The organism is Hylemonella sp. GW821-FHT10B10, from assembly GCF_059415585.1.
The window spans coordinates 153,336-176,982 of the sequence record NZ_JBWKNN010000002.1; the positions used below are offsets into that span (position 1 = coordinate 153,336).

The 23,647-nt window shown below is 63.2% G+C and carries 23 protein-coding genes; 13 read left to right on the forward strand and 10 right to left on the reverse strand.

Annotated elements, in window-relative coordinates; translation table 11 throughout:
• Nucleotides 1-69 precede the first annotated feature (69 nt).
• The 11 genes from AC07NT_RS10915 (at nt 70) to accD (ending at nt 12,673) form a co-directional block, all read left to right on the forward strand.
• On the forward strand, nt 70-993 hold the full coding sequence (locus AC07NT_RS10915; RefSeq protein WP_498599001.1) for a LysR family transcriptional regulator: 924 nt from the start codon (nt 70-72) through the stop codon (nt 991-993).
• A 27-nt stretch (nt 994-1,020) separates the two neighbouring features.
• Nucleotides 1,021-2,442 carry a 3-isopropylmalate dehydratase large subunit gene (gene leuC / locus AC07NT_RS10920; RefSeq protein ID WP_498599000.1) on the forward strand — a complete coding sequence of 474 codons (1,422 nt, stop codon included), beginning with the start codon at nt 1,021-1,023 and terminating at the stop codon, nt 2,440-2,442.
• A gap of 10 nt (nt 2,443-2,452) precedes the next feature.
• A complete protein-coding gene (leuD, locus tag AC07NT_RS10925; RefSeq protein ID WP_498598999.1) occupies nt 2,453-3,103 on the forward strand; it encodes a 3-isopropylmalate dehydratase small subunit in 651 nt (216 codons plus the stop codon).
• 30 nt (nt 3,104-3,133) lie between these two features.
• A complete protein-coding gene (leuB, locus tag AC07NT_RS10930; protein ID WP_498598998.1) occupies nt 3,134-4,216 on the forward strand; it encodes a 3-isopropylmalate dehydrogenase in 1,083 nt (360 codons plus the stop codon).
• A 72-nt stretch (nt 4,217-4,288) separates the two neighbouring features.
• Nucleotides 4,289-5,428 (forward strand): aspartate-semialdehyde dehydrogenase, encoded by a 1,140-nt coding sequence (gene asd / locus AC07NT_RS10935; protein ID WP_498598997.1) that lies wholly within the window; start codon nt 4,289-4,291, stop codon nt 5,426-5,428.
• Between the two features lie 246 nt (nt 5,429-5,674).
• Nucleotides 5,675-8,152: a motility hub landmark protein FimV gene (locus AC07NT_RS10940; RefSeq protein WP_498612061.1), complete on the forward strand. Its 2,478-nt coding sequence runs from the start codon at nt 5,675-5,677 to the stop codon at nt 8,150-8,152.
• Between the two features lie 31 nt (nt 8,153-8,183).
• The gene (gene truA, locus AC07NT_RS10945) at nt 8,184-8,966 is read left to right on the forward strand and encodes a tRNA pseudouridine(38-40) synthase TruA (RefSeq protein ID WP_498598995.1); all 783 of its coding nucleotides are present in this window, start codon (nt 8,184-8,186) and stop codon (nt 8,964-8,966) included.
• The gene (locus AC07NT_RS10950; RefSeq protein ID WP_498598994.1) at nt 8,963-9,640 is read left to right on the forward strand and encodes a phosphoribosylanthranilate isomerase; all 678 of its coding nucleotides are present in this window, start codon (nt 8,963-8,965) and stop codon (nt 9,638-9,640) included. The genes truA and AC07NT_RS10950 overlap by 4 nt, the downstream gene beginning before the upstream one ends.
• Nucleotides 9,641-9,642: 2 nt before the next feature.
• Entirely contained in the window at nt 9,643-10,929 is a 1,287-nt protein-coding gene (trpB, locus tag AC07NT_RS10955) for a tryptophan synthase subunit beta (protein ID WP_498598993.1), read from the forward strand.
• Nucleotides 10,926-11,744, forward strand: a complete 819-nt coding sequence (gene trpA / locus AC07NT_RS10960; protein WP_498598992.1) for a tryptophan synthase subunit alpha — start codon at nt 10,926-10,928, stop codon at nt 11,742-11,744. Before trpB ends, trpA begins: the two co-directional genes overlap by 4 nt.
• A gap of 56 nt (nt 11,745-11,800) precedes the next feature.
• Entirely contained in the window at nt 11,801-12,673 is an 873-nt protein-coding gene (gene accD / locus AC07NT_RS10965) for an acetyl-CoA carboxylase, carboxyltransferase subunit beta (RefSeq protein ID WP_498598991.1), read from the forward strand.
• A 45-nt stretch (nt 12,674-12,718) separates the two neighbouring features.
• Here the strand turns inward: accD and AC07NT_RS10970 are convergent, their stop codons facing one another.
• Complete coding sequence (locus AC07NT_RS10970; RefSeq protein WP_498598990.1) at nt 12,719-13,279, reverse strand: YggT family protein; 561 nt, start codon at nt 13,277-13,279, stop codon at nt 12,719-12,721.
• A 100-nt stretch (nt 13,280-13,379) separates the two neighbouring features.
• Here AC07NT_RS10970 and lysS point away from each other — a divergent pair, with 100 nt between their 5' ends.
• The gene (gene lysS, locus AC07NT_RS10975; protein WP_498598989.1) at nt 13,380-14,912 is read left to right on the forward strand and encodes a lysine--tRNA ligase; all 1,533 of its coding nucleotides are present in this window, start codon (nt 13,380-13,382) and stop codon (nt 14,910-14,912) included.
• Between the two features lie 10 nt (nt 14,913-14,922).
• Nucleotides 14,923-15,438 carry a M48 metallopeptidase family protein gene (locus tag AC07NT_RS10980; protein ID WP_498598988.1) on the forward strand — a complete coding sequence of 172 codons (516 nt, stop codon included), beginning with the start codon at nt 14,923-14,925 and terminating at the stop codon, nt 15,436-15,438.
• Between the two features lie 40 nt (nt 15,439-15,478).
• Here the strand turns inward: AC07NT_RS10980 and nagZ are convergent, their stop codons facing one another.
• From nagZ to lepA, 9 genes are read right to left on the reverse strand one after another with little or no spacing between them, the layout of a single operon-like run.
• On the reverse strand, nt 15,479-16,537 hold the full coding sequence (nagZ, locus tag AC07NT_RS10985; RefSeq protein WP_498598987.1) for a beta-N-acetylhexosaminidase: 1,059 nt from the start codon (nt 16,535-16,537) through the stop codon (nt 15,479-15,481).
• Nucleotides 16,538-16,547: 10 nt separating this feature from the next.
• Nucleotides 16,548-16,961: a holo-ACP synthase gene (acpS, locus tag AC07NT_RS10990; RefSeq protein ID WP_498598986.1), complete on the reverse strand. Its 414-nt coding sequence runs from the start codon at nt 16,959-16,961 to the stop codon at nt 16,548-16,550.
• Nucleotides 16,958-17,707 carry a pyridoxine 5'-phosphate synthase gene (locus tag AC07NT_RS10995; RefSeq protein ID WP_498598985.1) on the reverse strand — a complete coding sequence of 250 codons (750 nt, stop codon included), beginning with the start codon at nt 17,705-17,707 and terminating at the stop codon, nt 16,958-16,960. The genes acpS and AC07NT_RS10995 overlap by 4 nt, the downstream gene beginning before the upstream one ends.
• Entirely contained in the window at nt 17,704-18,453 is a 750-nt protein-coding gene (gene recO, locus AC07NT_RS11000) for a DNA repair protein RecO (RefSeq protein ID WP_498598984.1), read from the reverse strand. The genes AC07NT_RS10995 and recO overlap by 4 nt, the downstream gene beginning before the upstream one ends.
• Before the next feature lie 24 nt (nt 18,454-18,477).
• Complete coding sequence (gene era / locus AC07NT_RS11005; RefSeq protein ID WP_498598983.1) at nt 18,478-19,413, reverse strand: GTPase Era; 936 nt, start codon at nt 19,411-19,413, stop codon at nt 18,478-18,480.
• 4 nt (nt 19,414-19,417) lie between these two features.
• Complete coding sequence (gene rnc, locus AC07NT_RS11010; RefSeq protein WP_498598982.1) at nt 19,418-20,104, reverse strand: ribonuclease III; 687 nt, start codon at nt 20,102-20,104, stop codon at nt 19,418-19,420.
• A 1-nt stretch (nt 20,105) separates the two neighbouring features.
• Nucleotides 20,106-20,462: a DUF4845 domain-containing protein gene (locus AC07NT_RS11015; RefSeq protein WP_498598981.1), complete on the reverse strand. Its 357-nt coding sequence runs from the start codon at nt 20,460-20,462 to the stop codon at nt 20,106-20,108.
• Nucleotides 20,463-20,490: 28 nt separating this feature from the next.
• A complete protein-coding gene (lepB, locus tag AC07NT_RS11020; RefSeq protein ID WP_498598980.1) occupies nt 20,491-21,465 on the reverse strand; it encodes a signal peptidase I in 975 nt (324 codons plus the stop codon).
• Nucleotides 21,465-23,273 carry a translation elongation factor 4 gene (gene lepA / locus AC07NT_RS11025; protein ID WP_498598979.1) on the reverse strand — a complete coding sequence of 603 codons (1,809 nt, stop codon included), beginning with the start codon at nt 23,271-23,273 and terminating at the stop codon, nt 21,465-21,467. The genes lepB and lepA overlap by 1 nt, the downstream gene beginning before the upstream one ends.
• Between the last annotated feature and the right edge of the window lie 374 nt (nt 23,274-23,647).

Here is a 23,647-nt window from a genome sequence, read left to right on the forward strand (position 1 = left end):
AAGACCCAGCTTCATAAGGGAAAATGGAAACCTCATCGCCAAACGCGACGACAAATCCTGATCCACCCGATGAAAACCGCCGACCGCAGCTTTGCCCGCCGCATGGACCTCACGTCCCTGCAGCTTTTCGTGGCCGTCTGCGAACTCGGCAGCATCGGCAAAGCGGCTGAACGTGAATTCATCGCCGCCTCGGCCATCAGCAAGCGTCTGGCCGACCTTGAAACCACGCTCGGGACCCCCCTGCTCTACCGCCACACGCGCGGCGTAGACCTCACACCGGCCGGCGAAAGTCTGCTACACCATGCCCGCTCCGTGCTCTACAGCCTGGAGAAGATGCAGGGTGAACTCAGCGAGTACGTGGACGGCGTGCGTGGCCATGTGCGTGTGCACGCCAGCATTTCCGCCATCGTGCAGTTTCTGCCTGAAGACCTGGGCGCTTTCATCCGCGAGCATGAGCAGGTCAAGATCGATCTCGAGGAGCACCTGAGCACCGAGGTCGTGCGCGCCGTACAGGAAGGCGCCGCCGACCTGGGTATCTGTAACGCGGGGGTCGGCACGGGGGAGCTGCAGACCCTGCCCTACCGACAAGACCAGCTTGTGCTCATCGTGCCCCGGGGCCACGCGCTGGCCGCGGGCGGTGCCATCGATTTCGTGCAGTCCCTGGACTGGGACCATGTGGGCCTGCACGCCACCAGCTCCATCTACCTGGCCATGCGCGCGGCCGCCGCGACCGCGGGTCGCAGCATCCGCCTGCGCATCCACGTCACGGGCCTGGACGCCATGTGCCGCATGATCCACAACGGCCTGGGCGTGGGCGTGATGCCGCGCCGCGCCTTCGAACTCATGCAAGGCGTGGGTGCCCTCGCCTGCGTGTCCCTGAAGGACGACTGGGCCCGCCGCCGCATCGAGCTTGTTGCCCGCGATTTCTCCACCCTGCCCGTCACCGCACGGCTGCTGGTGGACCACCTCACGGCCCCAGCGGCCACCGCCTAAAATTCAAGACCTGCGAAGGAAAACACCATGGGACGCACCCTCTACGACAAGATCTGGGACGAACACGTCGTCCACACCGAGGAAGACGGCACCGCCGTCCTCTACATCGACCGCCACCTGGTCCATGAAGTGACCAGCCCGCAAGCCTTCGAAGGTCTGCGCCAAGCCGGCCGCAAGGTCTGGCGCGTGAGCTCCATCGTGGCCACTGCCGACCACAACACCCCGACCACGGGCTGGGAGCAGGGTTACGACGGCATTGCCGATCCGATCAGCAAGGAACAGATCACCACGCTGGACGCCAACATCAAGGAATCGGGCGCCGCCGCCTTTTTCCCCTTCCTGTCCAAGCGCCAGGGCATCGTGCACGTGATCGGCCCGGAGAACGGCGCTACCTTGCCCGGCATGACCGTGGTCTGCGGCGATTCGCACACATCTACCCATGGCGCCTTTGGCGCGCTGGCGCATGGCATAGGCACCAGTGAGGTCGAGCACGTGATGGCCACGCAAACGCTGCTGGCCAAGAAGGCGAAGAACATGCTGGTCAAGGTGGAAGGCGCGCTGGCCAAGGGCGTCACTGCCAAGGACATCGTGCTGGCCATCATCGGCAAGATCGGCACCGCCGGCGGCACGGGCTACACCATCGAGTTCGCCGGCTCAGCCATCCGCGCCCTGTCCATGGAAGGCCGCATGACGGTCTGCAATATGGCGATCGAGGGCGGCGCACGTGCTGGCCTGGTCGCAGTGGACGACAAGACCATAGAATACGTCAAGGGCCGTCCGCTCTCGCCCACCGGGGTGGAGTGGAATCAGGCCGTGGCCTACTGGAAAAACCTCCAGTCCGATCCTGACGCCAAGTTCGATACGGTGGTTGAGCTCGATGCCACGCAGATCCTGCCGCAGGTCACCTGGGGTACCTCGCCCGAAATGGTGCTGGGCATCGATGGCCGCGTGCCCGACCCCGACAAGGAAAAAGACGCCAACAAGCGCGGCGCCATCGAGCGCGCCCTCACCTACATGGGCCTGGAGCCTGGCAAGCCGCTGGCCGACATCAGCATTGACAAGGTCTTCATCGGCTCCTGCACCAACAGCCGCATCGAGGACATGCGCGAGGCAGCGGCTGTGGTCAAGAAGCTGGGCCAGAAGGTCGCCAAGAATGTCCGTCTCGCCCTGGTTGTACCTGGTTCAGGTCAGGTCAAGGAGCAGGCTGAGCGCGAGGGCCTGCACGAGATCTTCAAGGCCGCCGGCTTCGAGTGGCGCGAGCCTGGCTGCTCCATGTGCCTGGCCATGAACGCCGACCGCCTGGAACCGGGCGAGCGCTGCGCCTCCACCAGCAACCGTAACTTCGAAGGCCGTCAGGGCGCCGGTGGCCGCACCCACCTGGTCAGCCCGGCCATGGCTGCCGCCGCCGCCGTGCATGGCCATTTCGTCGACATCCGCAAGTTCTCCTGAGAGGTCCACCATGCAGAAATTCACCGTGCACAAAGGCCTCGTGGCTCCCATGGACCGCGAGAACGTCGACACCGACGCCATCATCCCCAAGCAGTTCCTGAAGTCCATCCGCAAGACGGGCTTCGGTCCCAACCTGTTCGACGAATGGCGTTACCTGGACCCCGGCTATCCGGGCCAGGACCCGGCCAGCCGCAAGCCCAACCCAGACTTCGTGCTGAACCAGCCCCGTTATGCCGGCGCCTCCGTGCTGCTGGCGCGCAAGAATTTCGGCTGCGGATCTTCGCGTGAGCACGCGCCCTGGGCACTGGACCAGTACGGCTTTCGCGCCATCATCGCGCCGAGTTTTGCCGACATCTTCTTCAACAACAGTTTCAAGAATGGCCTGTTGCCCATCGTGTTGCCCGAGACCGTCGTGGCCCAGCTGTTTGACGAATGCCTGGCTTTCCCCGGTTACCAGCTGACCATCGATCTGGAACGTCAGGTCATCGTCAAGCCACAGGGCGAGGAGATTGCCTTCGATGTACAGGCCTTCCGCAAATACTGTCTGCTCAACGGCTTCGACGACATCGGCCTGACCCTGCGTCACAAGGACAAGATCGCCGCCTTCGAAGCCCAGCGCCTGGCGCAGAAGCCCTGGCTTGCTCACACCATGCTCGGCTGACCGCTCTCAATTCAATAGCAAATCAATATCATGAAAATCGCAGTTCTGCCGGGTGACGGCATCGGTACCGAAATCGTGGCCGAGGCCGTCAAGGTCCTCAAGGTCCTGGACCTCAAGTTCGAGATGGAAACCGCCCCCGTCGGTGGCGCGGCCTACGAGGCTGCGGGCCATCCCCTGCCCGATGCCACGCTGAACCTCGCCAAGGCGTCCGACGCCATCCTTTTCGGTGCCGTCGGCGACTGGAAATACGACAAACTCGAGCGCGCCCTGCGCCCCGAGCAGGCCATCCTGGGCCTGCGCAAGCACCTGGGCCTGTACGCCAACTTCCGCCCGGCCATCTGTTACGAAGAACTCGTCGGCGCCTCCAGTCTCAAACCCGAGCTGATTGCCGGCCTGGACATCCTGATCGTGCGCGAACTCACGGGCGACATCTACTTCGGCCAGCCGCGCGGCCGCCGCACCGCAGTCGATGGCCACTTCCCCGGTGCGGAAGAAGCCTTCGACACCATGCGCTACAGCAAACCTGAAATCGAGCGCATTGCCCACACCGCCTTCCAGGCGGCGCGCAAGCGCAACAAGAAGGTCACCAGTGTGGACAAGGCCAATGTGCTCGAGACCTTCCAGTTCTGGAAGGACGTGGTCACCGAGGTGCATGCCCAGTACCCGGACGTGAAGCTGGAGCACATGTACGTGGACAACGCCGCCATGCAGCTGGTCAAGGCACCCAAGAGCTTTGATGTGATCGTCACGGGCAATATGTTCGGCGACATTCTCTCCGACGAGGCCGCCATGCTGACCGGCTCCATCGGCATGCTGCCCTCGGCCAGCCTGAACAGCAGGAACCAGGGCCTGTACGAGCCCAGCCACGGCAGCGCCCCGGACATCGCCGGCAAAGGCATCGCCAATCCGCTGGCTACAATACTGTCTGCTGCCATGATGCTCCGCTTCTCGCTCAACCAGACCCAGGCTGCCGACCGTATCGAGTCGGCCGTCAAGAGCGTGCTCGCGTCCGGACTGCGCACGGCAGACATCTGGTCGGAAGGCACACGCAAGGTCGGCACCCGCGAGATGGGCGACGCGGTGGTCGCCGCCATTACGAAAACCAAGGGCTAGACAGCTCTCGGTTCGTCACGCCCACCCGGCCGACGAGCCGGGCAAACAGGATTTGACTTGAAAGGGCATGTGATGAGCAAAGTAGGCAATGTGGTGGGTCTCGTCGGCTGGCGAGGCATGGTGGGTTCGGTCCTCATGGACCGGATGCAGGCCGAAGGGGACTTCGGCCTGATCGAGCCCGTGTTCTTCTCCACCTCCAACGCCGGCGGCAAAGCCCCGGTCCAGGCCAAGAACGAGACCACACTCAAGGACGCCAACAGCATCGAGGACCTCAAGAAGTGCGACATCGTCCTGACCTGCCAGGGCGGTGATTACACGAAAGAGGTGTACCCGAAGCTGCGCGCCGCCGGCTGGAAGGGCCACTGGATCGACGCGGCCTCGGCCCTGCGCATGGCCGACGATGCCGTCATCATCCTGGACCCGGTCAACCGCCATGTGATCGACCAGTCGCTGACCAAGGGTGGCCGCAACTGGATCGGTGGCAACTGCACCGTGAGCCTGATGCTCATGGGCATGGGCGGCCTCTTCAAGGCCGGCCTGGTCGAGTGGGTCAGCGCCATGACCTACCAGGCCGCCTCGGGCGCCGGTGCGCAGAACATGCGCGAGCTGCTGAGCCAGATGGGTGCTCTGCACGATGCCGTCAAGGCCGAGCTGGCCGACCCGGCTTCGGCCATCCTGGACATCGACCGCAAGGTGGCCGCCACCATGCGCGGCGCCAGCTTCCCCACCAAGAACTTCCGCAACACGGCCCTGGCCGGCAGCCTGATCCCCTGGATCGACGTGCCGGTCGAGCATGGCCAGAGCAAGGAAGAGTGGAAGGGCGGCGCCGAGTGCAACAAGATCCTGGGCAACCCGGCCTTCCGCAGCGCTGGCAGCATCCCGATCGACGGCCTGTGCGTGCGCATCGGCGCCATGCGCTGCCATTCGCAGGGCCTGACCGTGAAGCTCAAGAAGGATGTGCCCCTGGCGGAGATTGAAGGTTTGCTGGCCGGTGCCAACGACTGGGTGAAAGTGGTCCCCAACCAACGTGAGATCACCGAGCGCGAACTGACCCCGGCTGCCGTGACCGGCACGCTGACCGTGCCGGTGGGCCGTCTGCACAAGCTGGCCATGGGCAATGACTACCTGGGCGCCTTCACCGTGGGCGATCAGCTGCTTTGGGGCGCTGCAGAACCCCTGCGCCGCATGCTGCGCATCCTGTTGCAGGCCTGACATCCTTCGGGCCTCGCACTCGTTGCCATTGAACAACAAATGAGGCCCGAGGAAGGCTGACCGGCTTAGGCCAAGAAGGTTAAGCGCTTTCTCAGCTTGTCAGGCTAAAGTATTGATGTTAAGGTACTTTTCCAGATTCAAGGGTCATGAAAGGCAGGCTGCCGGGCATGACCAATTTTGCTATTTGTCGCCCGATCATCGGAGGCCCCTAAATTGATTTCCAAAACACGCTGGCAAAGAACCGCCTTGGCCCTGGCCTCTGCCTCGGTTCTCGGTTTGTGGGGGTCACAAGCTGCTGCGCTATCGCTGGGACGCATCATGGTCCAGTCAGCGCTGGGTGAACCGCTGCGCGCCGAGATCGAGATCCTGGAAATCAGCGAAGACGAAGCCTCTTCGCTCAGGCCCCGTGTGGCCCTGCCAGACACCTTCCGTGCCAGCGGCATGGAATACAGCTCGGCTCTCAACGGTCTGCAGATCTCCCTGCAGAAGCGCGGCAACGGGCAGCAGTACCTGCGCCTGAGCAATGTACGGGCCGTCAATGAACCCTATGTGGACCTGATCCTCGAGGCCAACTGGTCTTCAGGTCGCATCGTGCGCGACTACACGATGCTCTTTGATCCGCCGGTTCTCAGCGCTGCCCAATCTGCAGCTCCGCAGGCACCGCAAGTCAGCTCGGTGCCGATCCGTATTGCACCGCCCCCCGCACCCGTCGAGGCTGCGGCGCCGGCCCCCGCACCGGTAGCACCAGCGGCCGAGCCGGCACCGGTGCCACCCGTTGCTGAAGAGGCGGCCAAACCTGCCGCTGAAACAGCCAGCGCCCCCGCGGCTGCCGAACCCAGCCCGCCCCCCATGGCTGCCACCGAGCCCGCGAAGAACGCGATGCCAACGCCGCCTGCCGTGGCAGGCAGGCAGTCCGTGACGGTCAAGGCCGGTGATACCGCCGGCAAGCTGGCACTGGCCCAAAAATCTGCCGAGGTGTCCCTGGACCAGATGCTGGTCGCCATGTTGCGCGGCAACCCGGAGGCTTTCATCGGTGGCAACGTCAACCGGCTGCGCAAGGGCGCTGTGCTGGACATGCCTGGCACGGAAGAGGCGCAAGTTACGCCGGCCGATGAGGCCCGCCAGATCCTGCAGGCCCAGAGCAAGGACTTCAACGAATTCCGGCGGCGACTTGCCAGCAGTGCTCCGGCCAGCCCGGAGGCAGGCGCCGACCGCAAGACCGCGGGCGCCGTGCAACCCCAGGTCGAGGAAAAGAAGCCGGCCACCGTGGCCCCCGACAAGCTGACCCTGTCCAAGGGCGCCGTCCAGGCCAAAGCCCCGGAAGACAAGCTGGCCAAGGAACGCAGTGCCAAGGATGCAGCGGCCCGGACCGAAGAGCTATCCAAGAACGTGGCCGAGCTGGAAAAACTCAGCAAGGCCGCCGCGCCGGCTCCGGCACCTGCTGCGCCGGCCGCCAAGCCTGCTGCACCGGCGGTACCGGCACCGGCTCCGGTTGCTTCGGCACCAGCAGCAACGCCTGCTCCGGCCCCCCAGGTCGCCGCCGCACCCGCGACACCGCCGGCCCCAGCACCGGTCGCCGCCGCATCGGCTCCCAAGGCTGCTGCACCGGCACCGCGTCCCGCGGCCTCGGCACCTGCGCCAACGCCTGCCGTCGAAGAGCCCTCACTGCTCGACGAACTGATGGACAACCCGCTGATTCCGGCTGCCGCCGGCGGTCTGGTGGCCCTGCTGGCCGGACTGGCCTTCTACCGCAGCCGTCAGCGCAAGAATTCGGGACAAGTCGACAGCGCCTACTTGGAGAGCCGTCTCCAGCCAGACTCTTTTTTCGGAGCAAGCGGCGGACAACGAGTTGACACCAATGACAATGGTGCCAGCAGCAGTTCCTCGTCCATGGTCTACTCGCCCAGCCAGCTTGATGCTGGCGACGATGTCGACCCCGTCGCTGAAGCCGATGTCTATCTCGCTTATGGCCGTGACCTGCAGGCCGAGGAAATCCTCAAGGAAGCGCTGCGCAACCACCCGAGCCGCGTCGCCATCCACCAGAAGCTCCTGGAAATCTACGCCAAACGGCGTGATGTGAAGAACTTTGGCGTGATCGCCAAGGAAGCCTACAAGGTGACCGGTGGAAACGGTCCTGAATGGGATCAGATCTGCGAACTCGGTCGTGGTATCGATCCGAACAACAGCATGTACCAGGGCGGCGAACCGCCGGCCTCCGCGCCGGCCCCCCTGCAGGCCACCCCCAGCAGCAGCTATGCAGCCACGCAGCCGGTGCGACAGGCGGCGCCAGCCGCCGCCCCGGCCGCGGCTGGTGGCGGCATGGACCTGGATCTGGACCTCGACTTCTCGCTTGACGAGGCCGAATCACGCGCATCCTCGCCGTCGGCCTCCACCGTCCCCGCACCGATCGCGTCGGCCCCGGACAACAGCTTGGCTTTCGAAGCACCGCCTCTGCCCCAGATCAGCAGCCCGGCAGCATCGGCCCCGGCCGGGAACAACCTGATGAATTTCGACATGGGCGGGCTCTCGCTCGACCTCGGCACGCCTTCCGTGGAACCCGGCACCGACTCGGACGACCCGCTGGGCACCAAGCTGGCACTGGCCGACGAGTTCAAGGCCATCGGCGACACCGATGGTGCCCGCGCACTGATCGAAGAAATCATTGCCGAAGCCTCTGGCGACATGAAGGCCCGCGCCCAGAAGGCCTTGGCTCAACTCGGCTGATCCGGCCGGACCCGGCCATGCAGGACCTGTCGTGAGGGTCGCCCTTGGCGTCAGTTACGACGGCCACTCTTACGACGGCTGGCAGAGTCAGCCCTCGGGCCGCACGGTCCAGGACCAGCTTGAAAAGGCGCTGGGCCAGTTCGCCGACCAACGCATCTCCACCCTCTGTGCCGGCCGCACCGACGCCGGCGTGCACGGCCTCATGCAGGTGGTGCATTTCGACACCACGGCCGAGCGCACACCCTATGCCTGGGTCCGCGGCAGCAACAGCTTCCTGCCACGCGATATCGCCGTGCAATGGGCACAAATCGTCCCGCAGGAATTCCACTGCCGCGCCAGCGCCAGCTCGCGCCGCTATGCCTACCTGCTGCTCGAATCCCCTGTGCGCCCCAGTGTCGACGCCCACCGCGTCGGCTGGGTCTTCCAGCCTCTGGACCTGGCGCGCATGCAAGAGGCGGCCCGGCACCTGTTGGGCGAGCACGACTTCACTTCCTTTCGCGCGTCGGCCTGCCAGGCCCTCTCACCCATCAAGAACCTCATGCGCGTGGAGATCAGCCGGCGTGGTGCCTATTGGCGCTTCGAGTTCGAGGCCAATGCCTTCCTGCACCACATGATCCGCAACCTCATGGGCTGCCTCATCGTCATTGGTCAGGGCAAGCAGCCCCCGGACTGGATGGCCGAGGTCCTGGCTGCGCGCAGCCGCGATGCAGCCGCCCCCACCTTCGCGCCCGACGGCCTGTATTTCCTCGGACCGCGCTACGAGGCCCGCTGGGGCCTGCCGGATCGAACGCCTGCGTATGATTGGCTGCCATGAGCACCTCAACCCGCACCCGGATCAAGATCTGCGGCCTGACGCGCGAACAGGACGTGGAGGCGGCCGTGGCGGCGGGCGCCGATGCCGTGGGTTTTGTGCTTTACGAAAAGAGCCCCCGCCACGTGACGGCCCAGCGCGCCGCCGAAATGGCGCGCCGCCTGCCCCCCTTCGTGACGCCGGTGCTGCTGGTGGTCAATGCCGGCCCGGAGGCCGTCCGCAGGGCCTGCGAGCGGCTTCCCAACGCCACCCTGCAATTCCATGGTGACGAGACTCCCGAGGAGTGCCTGGCCGCGGCCGGTACCCGATCTTTTCTGCGCGCCGCCCGTATTCCCATGGGAGAAGCCGGGCGGCGCTTTGACCTCGTAAAATACGCTCTGGATTACTCGGCCGCCCAGGCCATCCTGCTCGACGCCCATGTCGAGGGCTTCGGGGGCGGCGGCAAGGCATTCGATTGGTCACTTCTTCCTCCAAGCGTCGACTCTCACCTCGTCTTAAGTGGTGGGCTCACGCCTGCAAACGTAGCCGATGGCATCAAGCAGTTGCGGCCGCGCTGTAAATCGCTGGCCGTCGATGTGAGTTCCGGCGTCGAAGCCTCCAAGGGCCTTAAGGACGCCATCAAGATCCACCAGTTCGTCGCTGCCGTACGCGCGGCTGACGCACAACTCGCAGGCTAAACATGTTTGACTACCAGCAGCCCGACCCCTCGGGCCATTTCGGCATTTACGGCGGCAGCTTCGTCAGCGAGACGCTGACGCACGCCATCAACGAGCTGCGCGCGGCCTACGCCAGGTACCAGCACGATCCGGCCTTCATCGCCGAGTTCAAATACGAGCTGGCCCACTTCGTCGGCCGCCCCTCACCGGTCTACCATGCTGCGCGCATGAGTCGCGAACAGGGTGGCGCGCAGATCTTCCTCAAGCGCGAGGACCTCAACCACACCGGCGCGCACAAGATCAACAACACCATCGGTCAGGCCATGCTGGCCAAGCGCATGGGCAAGACACGCATCATTGCGGAGACCGGCGCCGGCCAACACGGTGTGGCCACGGCCACCATCTGCGCGCGCTACGGCCTGGAATGCGTGGTCTACATGGGTTCCGAGGACGTCAAGCGCCAGAGCCCCAACGTCTACCGCATGAAACTGCTGGGCGCGACCGTGGTACCTGTCGAATCAGGCAGCAAAACCCTCAAGGACGCGCTCAACGAAGCCATGCGCGACTGGGTCGCCAATGTGGACAACACCTTCTACATCATCGGCACCGTGGCCGGTCCGCACCCTTACCCGATGATGGTGCGTGACTTCCAGAGCGTGATCGGCGAAGAATGCCTGGTGCAGATGCCCGACATGCTTCAGCGCACCGGCTGCACGAGCGCTCAGCCCGACGCCGTGGTGGCCTGCGTGGGCGGTGGCTCGAATGCCATGGGCATCTTCTACCCCTACATCCAGCATGAGAAAACCCGACTGATCGGCGTCGAAGCCGCCGGCGAAGGCATGGACTCCGGCAAGCACTCGGCCTCGCTGCAACGCGGCAGCCCAGGCGTGCTGCACGGCAACCGCACCTACGTGCTGCAAAACGAGGATGGCCAGGTGACGGAGACCCACAGCATCAGCGCCGGCCTGGACTACCCCGGTGTCGGCCCCGAGCACGCGTACCTCAAGGACATCGGACGCGCCGAGTACGTAGGCATCACGGACAAGGAGGCGCTCGAAGCCTTCCACTACCTGTGCCGCACCGAAGGCATCATCCCCGCCCTGGAATCCAGCCACGCCGTGGCCTATGCCATGAAGCTGGCGAAGGCGATGCGACCCGACCAGTCCATCCTGGTGAACCTCTCGGGCCGGGGCGACAAGGACATCGGCACCGTGGCCGACCTGAGCCAGGCTGACTTCTACTGCCGCCCGAGTTGCAAGGGACAGGCCGTCAAGGGCGGTACCGAACAGAAGATTGAGCTGAAGAAATGAGCCGCATCGCCTCCACTTTCGCCGCGCTACAAACCAGCAAGCGCAAGGCCCTGATCCCCTTTATCACGGCAGGCTACCCCTACCCCGACATCACACCCGAGCTCATGCACGGCATGGTGGGGGCAGGCGCCGACGTGATCGAACTGGGCGTGCCCTTCTCCGACCCCAGCGCCGACGGCCCGGTGATCCAGGCAGCTGGCGACAAGGCCCTGGCGGCCGGCATCGGCCTGCGCCAGGTGCTGGAGATGGTGCGTGTCTTCCGGCGGAAGAACAACACGACGCCCGTGGTCCTGATGGGCTACGCCAATCCCATCGAACGCTACGACCAGCTGCACCAGAGCAGCGGCCCCAACGCCTTCGCCCGGGACGCTGCCGCGGCCGGTGTGGACGGCGTGCTGGTGGTGGACTATCCGCCTGAAGAGTGCGAAAGCTTCGCCGCCGCGCTGAAAACACACGGCCTGGACCTGATCTTCCTGCTGGCACCGACCAGCACGGACGAACGCATGGCCCAGGTGGCCCGTGTGGCCAGCGGCTACGTCTATTACGTCTCGCTCAAGGGCGTAACCGGTGCCGGTACGCTGGACACAGCTGCCGTGGAAGCCATGTTGCCGCGCATCCGCCAGCACGTGAAAGTACCTGTGGGCGTCGGTTTCGGCATACGGGATGCGGCCAGCGCCAAGGCCGTGGGCCGGGTGGCCGACGCCGTAGTAATCGGCAGCCGCATCATCCAGCTGATCGACCCCCTGCCCCGGGCACAAGTCGTTACCGTGGCCTCGGACTTCCTGCGGGAGATCCGACTGGCTTTGGATACATAATGCCGGTCTTGCGCCTGACCGTCGTTGGAATCTGACCCCAATTAAAGGAAGCATCCATGAGTTGGCTCGAAAAACTTCTGCCCCCGACCATCCAGCACACCGACCCGGCGGATCGCCGTAGCGTGCCTGAAGGCCTGTGGATCAAATGCCCGAGCTGCGAGTCCGTGCTCTACAAGACCGATCTGGAACAGAACCAGAACGTCTGCCCGACCTGCAGCCACCACCACCGCATCGATGCGCGCACGCGCCTCAACCTCTTCCTGGACAACGAAGGGCGCTTTGAAATCGGCCAGGAAGTGCTGCCGGTCGATGCCCTGAAGTTCAAGGACAGCCGAAAGTACCCGGAACGCCTGAAAGAGGCCCTGGAAGCCACGGGCGAGACCGATGCGCTGGTCGTCATGGGCGGCGCCGTGCATGGCATCAGCCTGGTAGCGGCCTGCTTCGAATTCGGCTTCATGGGCGGCTCCATGGGTTCGGTCGTCGGCGAGCGCTTTGTGCGCGGCGTCGAGACCGCCATTGAACAAAAGGTGCCCTTCCTCTGCTTCACCGCCACCGGCGGTGCGCGCATGCAGGAAGGCCTGCTCTCCCTGATGCAGATGGCCAAGACCAATGCCGCACTGACGCGCCTGGCCAAGAAGAAGCTGCCCTACATCAGTGTGCTGACCGACCCGACCATGGGTGGTGTGAGCGCTGGGTTCGCCTTCCTGGGGGACGTGGTGATCGCCGAGCCCAAGGCACTGATCGGCTTTGCCGGCCCGCGTGTGATCGAGTCCACCGTACGCGTAAAGTTGCCCGAGGGCTTCCAGCGCGCAGAGTTCCTGCAGGAAAAGGGGGCCGTAGACCTTATCTGCGACCGGCGAGAGTTGCGCAAGACCGTGGCCAACACCCTGGCCATGCTGCAGCGCCAGCCGGCCGATGCCGTGATCTGAAGCGCACCCGTTCCAGCAGAAGCCGGCCTCGCGCCGGCTTTTTCTTTACAGCAGCGCCAGCCCCTGCAGGTGATTCAGCACGATGGCCGCAACCTGCAGCAGCACCAGCAGCACAAGAGGCGACAGATCCACCCCACCCACCAGTGGCACGAAACGGCGGATTGGCGCCAGGAAGGGCGCCACGAGGCGCTCGATGATGTCGGACAAGACGGTATGCGACTGCACCCAGGACAGCACAGCGTAGACGATCACCAGACCGGTCAGGCCTGAGATCACGAGACGCACCACGCCAAAGGCGGCCAGGATCAGCACCGAGACATAACTGGCCACAAAGCTGGTGAACACCCAGATCAGCGAGAACATGGCCAGTTCAACCAGCCAGGCGGCCACCAGGCTGGCCAGGTCCCAGCGGCCGGCGGCTGGCACAAAACGCCGCAGCGGCAGCACCAGCCAGTCGGTCAGGGCAAAGACAAAACGACCCAGGGGGTTGCCAGACCGCGCCGACATGGGGATGCGCTGATGCTGCATATACAGACGCAAGAGACAGGCGCCGCCGAGCACGCCAGCCACGACTTCGAGCAAGAGAGAAAAGATCTGGAACAGCATGACAGGCCCGGACAGAAGGGAAAAAGCTGAAGGGATGATAGCGTCATTAAAATAGCGGGTTCTGGCCCTCTCTCAGGACCACCCCCAACCCGGCTCTCTCATGTCTGAACACAACACCGTTGCCCCCGCCCAGGACGAAAACCAGCTGATCGCCGAGCGGCGCGAAAAGCTCAAGGCCATCCGCCAGCGGCAGGCCGAAGGCAAGGGTCCAGCCTTCCCCAACGACTTCAAGCCAGCCAACCACGCCGCCGACCTCTTTGCCGCCCATGCCGGCCAGACGCCCGAGGGTCTGTTGGAACAGGCCAGCCGCGCCAGCGTGGCCGGTCGCATGATGCTCAAGCGCGTCATGGGCAAGGCCAGTTTCGCCACCCTGCAGGACAGCAGCGGGCGCATCCAGATCTACGTGAAGCGCGACGAGATCGGCGAGGAGGCTTACGAGGCCTTCAAGCACTGGGACCTGGGCGACATCGTGGCCGCTGAAGGCCTGGTCTTCAAGACCAAGACCGGTGAGCTTTCCATCCAGGCCAGCAGCGTACGTCTGCTGACCAAGAGCCTGCGGCCCATGCCCGACAAGTTCCATGGCGTGGCCGACCAGGAAGTGAAGTACCGCCAGCGCTACGTGGACCTGATGACCGACGAGGAGGCGCGCAAGCGCTTCGTGGCGCGCAGCAAGGCTGTCAGCTCGATCCGCGAGTTCATGGTCACCCACGGCTTCCTCGAAGTCGAGACGCCCATGCTGCACCCGATCCCCGGCGGTGCCAACGCCAAGCCCTTCGTGACGCACCACAACGCGCTGGACCAGGAGATGTTCCTGCGCATCGCGCCCGAGCTCTACCTCAAGCGCCTGATCGTGGGTGGCTTCGAGCGCGTGTTCGAGATCAACCGCAACTTCCGCAATGAAGGTATCTCGGTGCGCCATAACCCCGAGTTCACGATGATGGAGTTCTATGCAGCCTACTGGGACTATCAGGATCTCATGACCTTCACCGAGGGCCTGGTGCGCCACGCCGCCCAGCAGGCCACCGGAACCCTGCAGCTCAGCTATGGCGGCAAGCCGGTGGACCTGGCCCAGCCCTTCGAGCGCCTCACCATCCGCGAGGCCATCATCCGTCACAGCGAAGCCGGCAGTGCCTATGTCGACGACAGCGACTGGCTCGTCAAGGCGTTGCGCAAACTCGGCATGAGCGAAGAGAAGCACAAACTATCGGCCCGTTCGCTTTCTTCGCTGCAAGTGCTGTACTTCGAGGAGGTGGTGGAAGAAAAGCTCTGGCAGCCCACCTTCATCTGCGAACACCCGGTGGAAATCTCGCCGCTGGCGCGTGCCAGCGATACCCGTCCGGACGTGACCGAACGCTTCGAGCTCTACATCACTGGCCGCGAATTCGGCAACGGCTTCTCCGAGCTGAACGATGCTGAAGAGCAGGCTGCTCGCTTCCAGAGCCAGGTGGTCGCCAAGGACAGCGGTGACGACGAGGCCATGTTCTTCGACCACGACTTCGTGCGGGCGCTAGAGTACGGCATGCCCCCTACGGGTGGTTGTGGCATCGGCATCGACCGTCTCATGATGCTGCTGACCGACAGCCCCAGCATTCGCGACGTGATCCTCTTCCCCGCGCTGCGTCGCGAAGGCTGAGCGCGGCCGGGTGAAATACCTTACGGGCTACCCCGAGCCCATCCTGGTCCAGGTGCGACAGCTGCTGGCTCAGAACCAGTTGGGCGAGTTGCTGCGCGGCCGCTATCCTGCGCGCCACGACGTCCGCAGCGACCGGGCCCTGTTCGACTATGTGCAGGCGCTCAAAACCGAGTTCCTGCGCAGCGCCGAACCATTGAACAAGGTGTGCTTCGACAGCAAACTGCACGTCATCCAGCACGCCCTGGGCACGCACACCAGCGTGTCACGCGTGCAGGGCAGCAAGCTCAAGGCCAAGCGGGAAATCCGCGTCGCCACCCTGTTCAAGGACCTTCCTCCCGAGTTTCTGAAAATGATTGTGGTGCACGAACTGGCCCACCTCAGGGAGAAGGCTCATGACAAGGCCTTCTACCAGCTCTGTACCCACATGGAGCCGGACTACCACCAATATGAGTTCGACCTGCGCCTCTACCTGACGCAAGTGGAGATGGCGGGGCCGATGGATTTGGCCGCATCCGGGGCGGGCTGAAAGCAGCGCAACACACCCCGCCACCGCTTCGACCCAGGCTTCAGGGAAGCAGATCCAATGCGTGCATATAGGCAGGGCTGACCATCAGTTCGTCCCAGGCAGGTGCTGGCGTCTGCGGCAGCAGGGCTTGGCGGCGGGATTCACCCGCCTCGTCCGGTTGCCACCTGCCCTTGACCTGTGCCTCGGTCATGCCGGTGATCAACTCATCCACCGCCAGGCCGCCATCCAGCGACTGGTTGCACAAGAGCACCATGTCGCACCCGGCATTCAAGGCCGTCACGGCGGCTTCGGTGTAGCTGACTTGGCGGCCATCAATCAGGCGTGCCCCCGCCATGCTGAGATCGTCACTGAATACGGCGCCCTGAAACTGCAACTGGTGGCGCAGGATGTCACCCAGCCATTTCTGCGAAAAACCGGCAGGTCGCTCATCCACCCTGGGATAGATCACATGCGCCGGCATCACGCTGTCCAGTGAGGTGGTGAGCCAGCCGTAAGGGGCAGCATCATCGGCCAGGATGGCCTTGAGACTGCGCTTGTCTACCGGGATCTCGGTGTGTGAATCGGCCTTGACATACCCGTGCCCAGGGAAATGCTTGCCACAGCTGGCCATGCCGGCCAGACGCAAGCCATGCATCAGGCTTTTGGCCAGCAGGGTCACCACGCGAGGGTCACGGCCGAAGGCGCGGTCACCGATCACGCCACTCCCGCCATGGTCCAGATCGAGCACTGGGGTGAAACTGAAATCCACACCACAGGCCCGCAGCTCGCTGGCCAGCACCTGGCCGCAGGCGGTGGCGGCATTGGTGGCACCCAGCTGATCTGTCATCCAGCGTTCGCCCAGTGCACGCATGGGTGGCAAATGGGTAAAACCGCCCGACCTGAAGCGTTGTACGCGACCGCCTTCATGGTCCACACAGATTAGCAGGTCATCGCGCAGGCTCTTGATGTCGGCACAGAGTGCGGCCAGCTGGAAGCGATCCAGCCAGTTACGGCTGAACAGGATCAAACCGCCCACCAGGGGATGGGACAGGCGACGACGGTCGTCGGCGCTCAAGGCCGTACCGGCGATATCGATGATCAGGGGGGCATGCTGGCTCATACGTTTCTCTTCAGTGATGGGACGGCGCCTCGGGCATTTTCTCGACCACCACGAAACTGGCTGCGTAGTCTGCCTCGTCGGTGACGGTCACATGGGCACTCAGGCCTCGTGCCTCGAACCAGGCCATGAGCTCCCCGTGCAACACGATGACGGGTTTGCCGCTGGGCAGGTTGCTTATCTCGCAGGAGCGCCAGGTCATGGGCATGCGCATGCCCAGGCCTATGGCTTTGGAGAAAGCCTCCTTCGCCGAAAAACGGGTGGCCAGGTAGCGCAAGCCTCGCTCGGGCCAGCGCACACTGCGTGCCTTCCAGACAGCGAACTCTGCGTCGCTGAGCACACGTTGGGCAAAACGCTCTCCGTGACGCTCGACACTGAGGCGGATGCGCCGTACGTCACAGATATCGGTACCAATGCCGTAAATCATCTGGAAACTTCGGCGATGCAGCGCAGGTAGTCCTGGACCGTGGCACTGTAGCCCAGCTCCAGCGCTTCGGCGACGAGGGCGTGACCGATCGAGACCTCGGCCACGCCAGGCACCTGGCGCAGGAAGGCGCTCAGGTTATCGCGATTCAGGTCATGGCCGGCATTCACACCCAGACCGGCGTCGAGAGCCGCCCGGGCTGCCTTGGCGTAGCGCTGCAGCTGAGCGGCCTGACCGGCCTGCCCCCAGGCAGCGGCATAGGGTTCGGTATAGAGTTCGACACGATCCGCGCCCGCCGCCCGGGCTGGCGCCATCTGTTCAGGCACGGGATCCATGAACAGGCTGACGCGCACGCCCAGGGCATGGCATTCGGCAATCAAGGGCTTTAGTCGCTGGGCATCCTGGGGGAAACTCCAGCCGTGGTCGCTGGTAAACTGGCCTTCAGCATCGGGCACGAAGGTGGCCTGCTGCGGCCGCACCCGCCGGATGAAGTCCATCAGGTTGTGGAAGGGATTGCCTTCGATATTGAGCTCGCGGTCTGGCCAGTCCTTCATGAGGACAGCCAGATCGAAGACATCCTGGGCCCGGATGTGCCGCTCGTCGGGTCGCGGGTGCACGGTGATGCCATGCGCGCCTGCCTGCAGGCACAGGGCGGCAGCCCGCGTGACACTGGGGATACCCAGGTGCCGTGTATTACGCACCAGGGCCACCTTGTTGACATTGACTGAAAGTGCGGTTTTCATTTTCATAGGGACTGGATGTCCACCATCATCTGACGGGTTCGCAACGTGGACACCCCGCAATGGTAGTGGAGCAATGTGCGCAGCTGTGGCTTCAGCTCGTTCATGGCCGCCGCGCAGGCACGCAAGGTATCCGTAAAGGGCGCTCCGGATTCCAGCACCCCCTGCAAGGCCAGCCATTGCACGCCGCTCAGGCCTGCACGGTCCGATCCGCTGCGCGTACGCAGACCGCCTTCAGGCACCAGCACGTACTGGACATCGGGCTGCAAGGGCGCCAGCGTCAAAGTCTGGACATCCAGCCGCGGCAGGAGGCCGATTTCTCTGAGCAGCAGCAGCTCAAAGGTCCGCAGGGCCGCCTGCAGGATTTCATCATGTTCGGAGGCCAGCACGCGCACCACATTGGCATAGACATCGAAGAGGGCTGGGTGGGGATCGTCGCGCGCCAGCAGTTGCAGCAGCAGCTCGTTGAGGTAGTACCCCGACAGCAGGGATTCACCTGTGGGCATGACATGCCCCCCCATCCATTCCGCGCCCTTGAGCGTGCGTATCTCGGCCTCGCCGCCGTAACTCAGTTGCAGCGGCTGCAGCGGTAGCAATATGGGACGGAAACTGGAACTCGGACGCTTGGCACCCTTGGCCACCAGGGCAATACGGCCGTGGTGGCGCGTGAACACTTCCAGGATCAGGCTGGTCTCGCTCCAGTCGTAGCGGTGCAGCACATAGGCTGGCTCTTCGGAAATGCGTTTCGTCGCCATTGCGCTAGCCGGCCTGGCGACCACTCACTCGTAGCCGAAACTGCGAACGCGAGCCTCGTCATCCGCCCAGCCGGAGCGAACCTTGACCCATAGCTCCAGGAAAACCTTGGCGTCGGCCAGCTTCTCCAACTCCACCCGGGTTTCCATGCCGATGCGCTTGATGCGCTCGCCCTTGTCACCAATGACCATGGCCTTGTGGCCGTCGCGCTCCACCACGATGGTGGCAGCAATGCGCAGCAGGCGCTTCTGCCCTTTCTTCTGCGGCGGTTCTTCTTCAAACTTGTCGATGACCACGGTAGAGGTGTAGGGCAGTTCGTCGCCCGTGAGGCGAAACAGTTTTTCGCGCACCAGCTCGCTAGCGAGGAATTTTTCACTGCGATCAGTCAGCTCGTCTTCGGCGTACCACCAGTCCTGCTCGGGAAGATATTTTTCGCAAATACCCAGCAGGCGCTCGATGTCCTTGGGGTTCTTGGCCGACATGGGCACGAACTCGGCGAAGGTATGTTTGGCCTGCATCTCCTGCAACCAGGGGGCGATGTCACCGCGACGATGCACGTTGTCAAGCTTGTTGGCCACGAGCAGCGTGGGGATACCTTGCCCTATGAGAGACAGCACGCGCGCATCCGCAGGGGTGAAGCTGCCGGCCTCCACGACCAGCAAGATCAGGTCCACATCGGACACTGCGCCCACTACCGCCTTGTTCAGCGATTTGTTGAGCGCATTTCCGTGCACTGTCTGGAAGCCCGGCGTATCCACAAACACGAACTGGGTCGCGCCCTGGGTCCGCATGCCGGTGATGCGATGACGCGTGGTCTGCGCCTTGCGCGAGGTGATGCTGATCTTCTGCCCGACCAAGGCATTGAGCAGCGTAGATTTGCCGACATTGGGCTTGCCGACGATGGCCACGAGGCCACAACGGCGCGGCGACCCGGAAGACGGGAGTTCAGCTGTGTTTTCCATGGCGTCAGCCCTTGTCCTGCGTCTTGAGGGATTGCAGCATGGCGGCAGCTGCTGCCTGCTCACCAGCGCGGCGGGAGTTGCCGATGCCGCGCTCGTTGAGGTTCAACTCGGCAACCTCGCATTCGATATCGAAAGTCTGCCGGTGGGCCGCACCCAGTGTGCCCACCACACGGTACAGGGGCAGTTTGAGCTTGCGCGCCTGCAGCCATTCCTGGAGTTCCGTCTTGGCATCCTTGGCGCTGGCCTGCATCTGCGGATTGATTTCCACGGCCTGGAAGAGACGGTGCACCAGCCCCTGGGCCGCGGCATAACCGGCATCAAGGTAAACCGCGCCAATCAACGCCTCCAGGGCATCAGCCAGGATCGACGGCCGGCGGCTGCCGCCGGAGCGGACCTCGCCTTCCCCCAGCCGAACGACATCTGGCAAGCCCAACTCTACGGCCAGTTGATGCAGGGTTTCCTGCTTGACGAGATTGGCCCGGATACGTGAAAGATCGCCTTCAGGCAAGGCGCTCAGGCGCTGGTACAGCAGGTCCGCCACGGCCAGGTTGAGGACAGAATCCCCCAGAAACTCCAAGCGTTCGTTGTGATCGGCCGCGAAACTGCGGTGCGTCACCGCGCGCGCCAGCAGTGCTGGGTCAGAAAAATGATGTTGCAGGCGCTCCTGCAACGCGGTCAATCCATCAGCCACGCTATTTGGTGCTTCCTTCGTACTTGAGAGTGAGCCAAGCCGGACCGGCGAGATGGATTTCGCGCTCGTAAGCAAAGCTGACGACCACCTTGTCACCGACCTTGGTCACAGTCAAATCCTTGCCTTCGACAGACTTGATGTCATCAATTTGGGCCGCCTTGTTGAAAACAGCTTGCACCTCCGCGACGGTTCCGCCCTCGGTTGCTGCCTTCTTGGCCGCCTTGTGGATCGCCTGCAGTTCGATCAGAGTCGGAACGACTTGCGCGAAAACCACGCCGGTCACCGCCAGGATGCCCCCTATGAAAAGCAGGCCGATAAAGGTAATACCTTGCTGTCCCGACTTCAGTTGCCTTGCCATAGTTTCCCCCAAATTGGTATTTTCGATGTCAGTTGAATGCCCCAATGCGTTTCAGGTTGCCGAAATTCATCCAGACAAAAAAGGCCTTGCCGACGATGTTCTGGTCAGGCACAAAGCCCCAGTAACGCGAATCCAGCGAATTATCGCGATTGTCACCCATCATGAAATAGTGACCCTCGGGCACCTTGCAGACTACTCCTTCGACGCTGTAGCGGCAACTCTGGCGGTATGGAAAATCACCGATTTCGGCCTCTGAAAAACCGCCACGTCGCTCACTGTCGACAATCATGCGGTGCGGATTCTCACCCAGAATCTCACCGTACTGCTTGAAGTAGCGCATGGCCTCCTCGTCGAAGAACTCGGGCAGTTCACTGGTCACCACCGGCTGGCCATTGATGGTCAGGCGCTTGTTCATATAGGCCACCTCGTCACCTGGCACGCCAACGACGCGCTTGATGTAGTCCTGGCTGGGTCGCGGGGGATAGCGGAACACCATGACGTCACCACGCTGGGGCTTGTTGCCTTCGGTGATCTTGGTGTTGAGCACCGGCAGGCGGATGCCATAGTGGTACTTATTGACCAGAATCAGATCGCCCACCAGCAGGGTCGGGATCATGGAGCCCGAAGGAATTTTGAAGGGTTCGAACAGGAAAGAGCGCAGCAGGAAAACCACCACGATCACCGGAAACAGGCCGGCCGTCCAGTCCAGCCACCAGGGCTGCATCAGCAGGCGCTCACGTGCCTGACTCAATTCCCCGCCTTCGTCCACGGCGATACCCTGCTCCTGCAAGCCCGCACGGCGCGCCAGCGTCTCGGCCTCCAGCCTGGCCGCCGCCGCCTGGCGTTGCGGCAGAAAATAGAAGCGCTCGGCCAGCCAGTACAGGCCGGTGACAACCGAGGCCAGGAAGAGCAACAGTGCGAAATTGCCTTCGACGGCGCCAAAATACCAGGCACCGATATAGCTGGCGAAAGCCGCCAGCACCATGGAGGTCAGGATCTGCATCACTCCTCCACCTGCAAAATCGCCAGGAAGGCTTCCTGGGGCACCTCAACGGATCCGATCTGCTTCATGCGCTTCTTGCCTGCCTTCTGTTTTTCGAGGAGTTTCTTCTTGCGACTGATGTCGCCGCCGTAGCATTTTGCCAGCACGTTCTTGCGCAGCGCCTTGATGTTCTCGCGCGCGATGATGTTGGCACCGATGGCTGCCTGGATGGCCACGTCGAACTGCTGCCGGCTGATGATCTCGCGCATCTTGGCAGCCACAGCCCGGCCGCGATACGGGGCCTGGCTGCGATGCACGATGATGGACAGGGCGTCGACCTTCTCGCCATTGAGCAGGATGTCGACTTTCACCACATCCGACGCGCGGTATTCCTTGAACTCGTAGTCCATGCTGGCGTAGCCGCGACTCACCGACTTGAGCTTGTCAAAAAAGTCCAGCACGATCTCGCCCAGCGGCAGCTCATAGGTCAGCATGACCTGGCGGCCGTGGTAAGCCATATTGAGCTGTACGCCGCGCTTCTGATTGGCCAGGGTCATGACCGGGCCCACATACTCCTGCGGCATATAAAGATGCACGGTCACAATGGGCTCGCGGATCTCCTGGATCTGGCTCTGGTCCGGCATCTTGGAAGGGTTCTCGACCATGATGACCTCGCCATCACCCCTGAGCACCTGGTAGACCACGCTGGGCGCTGTGGTGATCAGGTCTTGGTCGAATTCGCGCTCCAGCCGCTCCTGCACGATTTCCATATGCAGCAGCCCCAGGAAGCCGCAGCGAAAGCCGAAGCCCAGAGCCTGAGACACCTCGGGTTCGAAATGCAAGGAAGCGTCGTTGAGCTTGAGCTTCTCCAGACTGTCGCGCAGGGCTTCGTACTGGTTGGCTTCGGTCGGATACAGGCCGGCGAACACCTGCGGCTGGATCTCCTTGAAACCGGGCAGCGCCTCGGTGGCAGGACCGGCATTGTTGGGCAGCTTCTTTTCCAGCGTCACGGTATCGCCCACCTTGGCAGCCTGCAGCTCCCGGATACCGGCAATGATGTAGCCCACCTCGCCAGCCCGTAGCGATTCGCGCGGCTGGTTGGCCGGGGTGAACACGCCCAGGCTGCCGGCTTCGTAAACGGCATTGGCGGCCATCAGCCTGATGCGCTCGCCCTTGAGCAACCGACCGTCGACCACTCGCACCAGCATGACCACCCCCACATAGCTGTCGAACCAGCTGTCGACGATCATGGCGCGCAGCGGGCCGTCCGGGTCACCTTTCGGAGCCGGTATCCGGGCCACGATGGCCTCCAGAATGTCGTCCACGCCCATGCCGGTCTTGGCCGAACAGGGGATGGCCTGCGACGCATCAATACCAATGACGTCCTCAATCTCCTCCTTGGAGCGATCCGGATCGGCCTGCGGCAGATCCATCTTGTTGAGAACCGGTACCACCTCCACCCCCAAGTCCAGGGCGGTGTAGCAGTTGGCCACCGTCTGCGCTTCCACGCCTTGGCTGGCATCGACCACCAGCAGCGCGCCCTCACAGGCCGACAAAGAGCGGCTGACCTCGTACGAGAAGTCCACATGGCCGGGTGTGTCGATCAGATTCAGGTTGTAGACCTGACCGTCACGGGCTTTGTATTGCAGCGCAGCGGTCTGCGCCTTGATGGTTATCCCACGCTCTTTCTCAATATCCATGGAGTCGAGCACCTGCTCCTCCATCTCACGATCTTCGAGCCCGCCGCAGCGCTGGATCAGCCGGTCTGCCAGCGTCGATTTGCCATGATCGATGTGCGCGATGATCGAAAAATTTCTGATGTGCTTCATCAAGGGAAACGCTTAAGTGGTTGAATTTAAAAAGGCGCGGGCAAGAAAAAAGGGCGCGTCGGGTAGTGACGCGCCCTGAACCAACAATCTATGGCAACTGCGATAGTTGGAGCTTCATTGTAGGCAAAAAGGTCAGGCCGTACAGCGCCAAAAATCGCAAATTTCCGTCGTTGCGACGTCACAACAGGATTTTATTAACAGTTTATCAACAGATTCAAAGGCGTGAGGCCTGAACAACTTGTGGGTGATCTGTGGATCCCTCTGTATAGAGGTCCAAAGATCCCGCATGGTGGATTTGGAGCCAGACTATATGCACCTAATGTGCGTCTTAGCCCCTTGCATTCTAACCAAACTGTCCTTTTTTGGCAATTAAG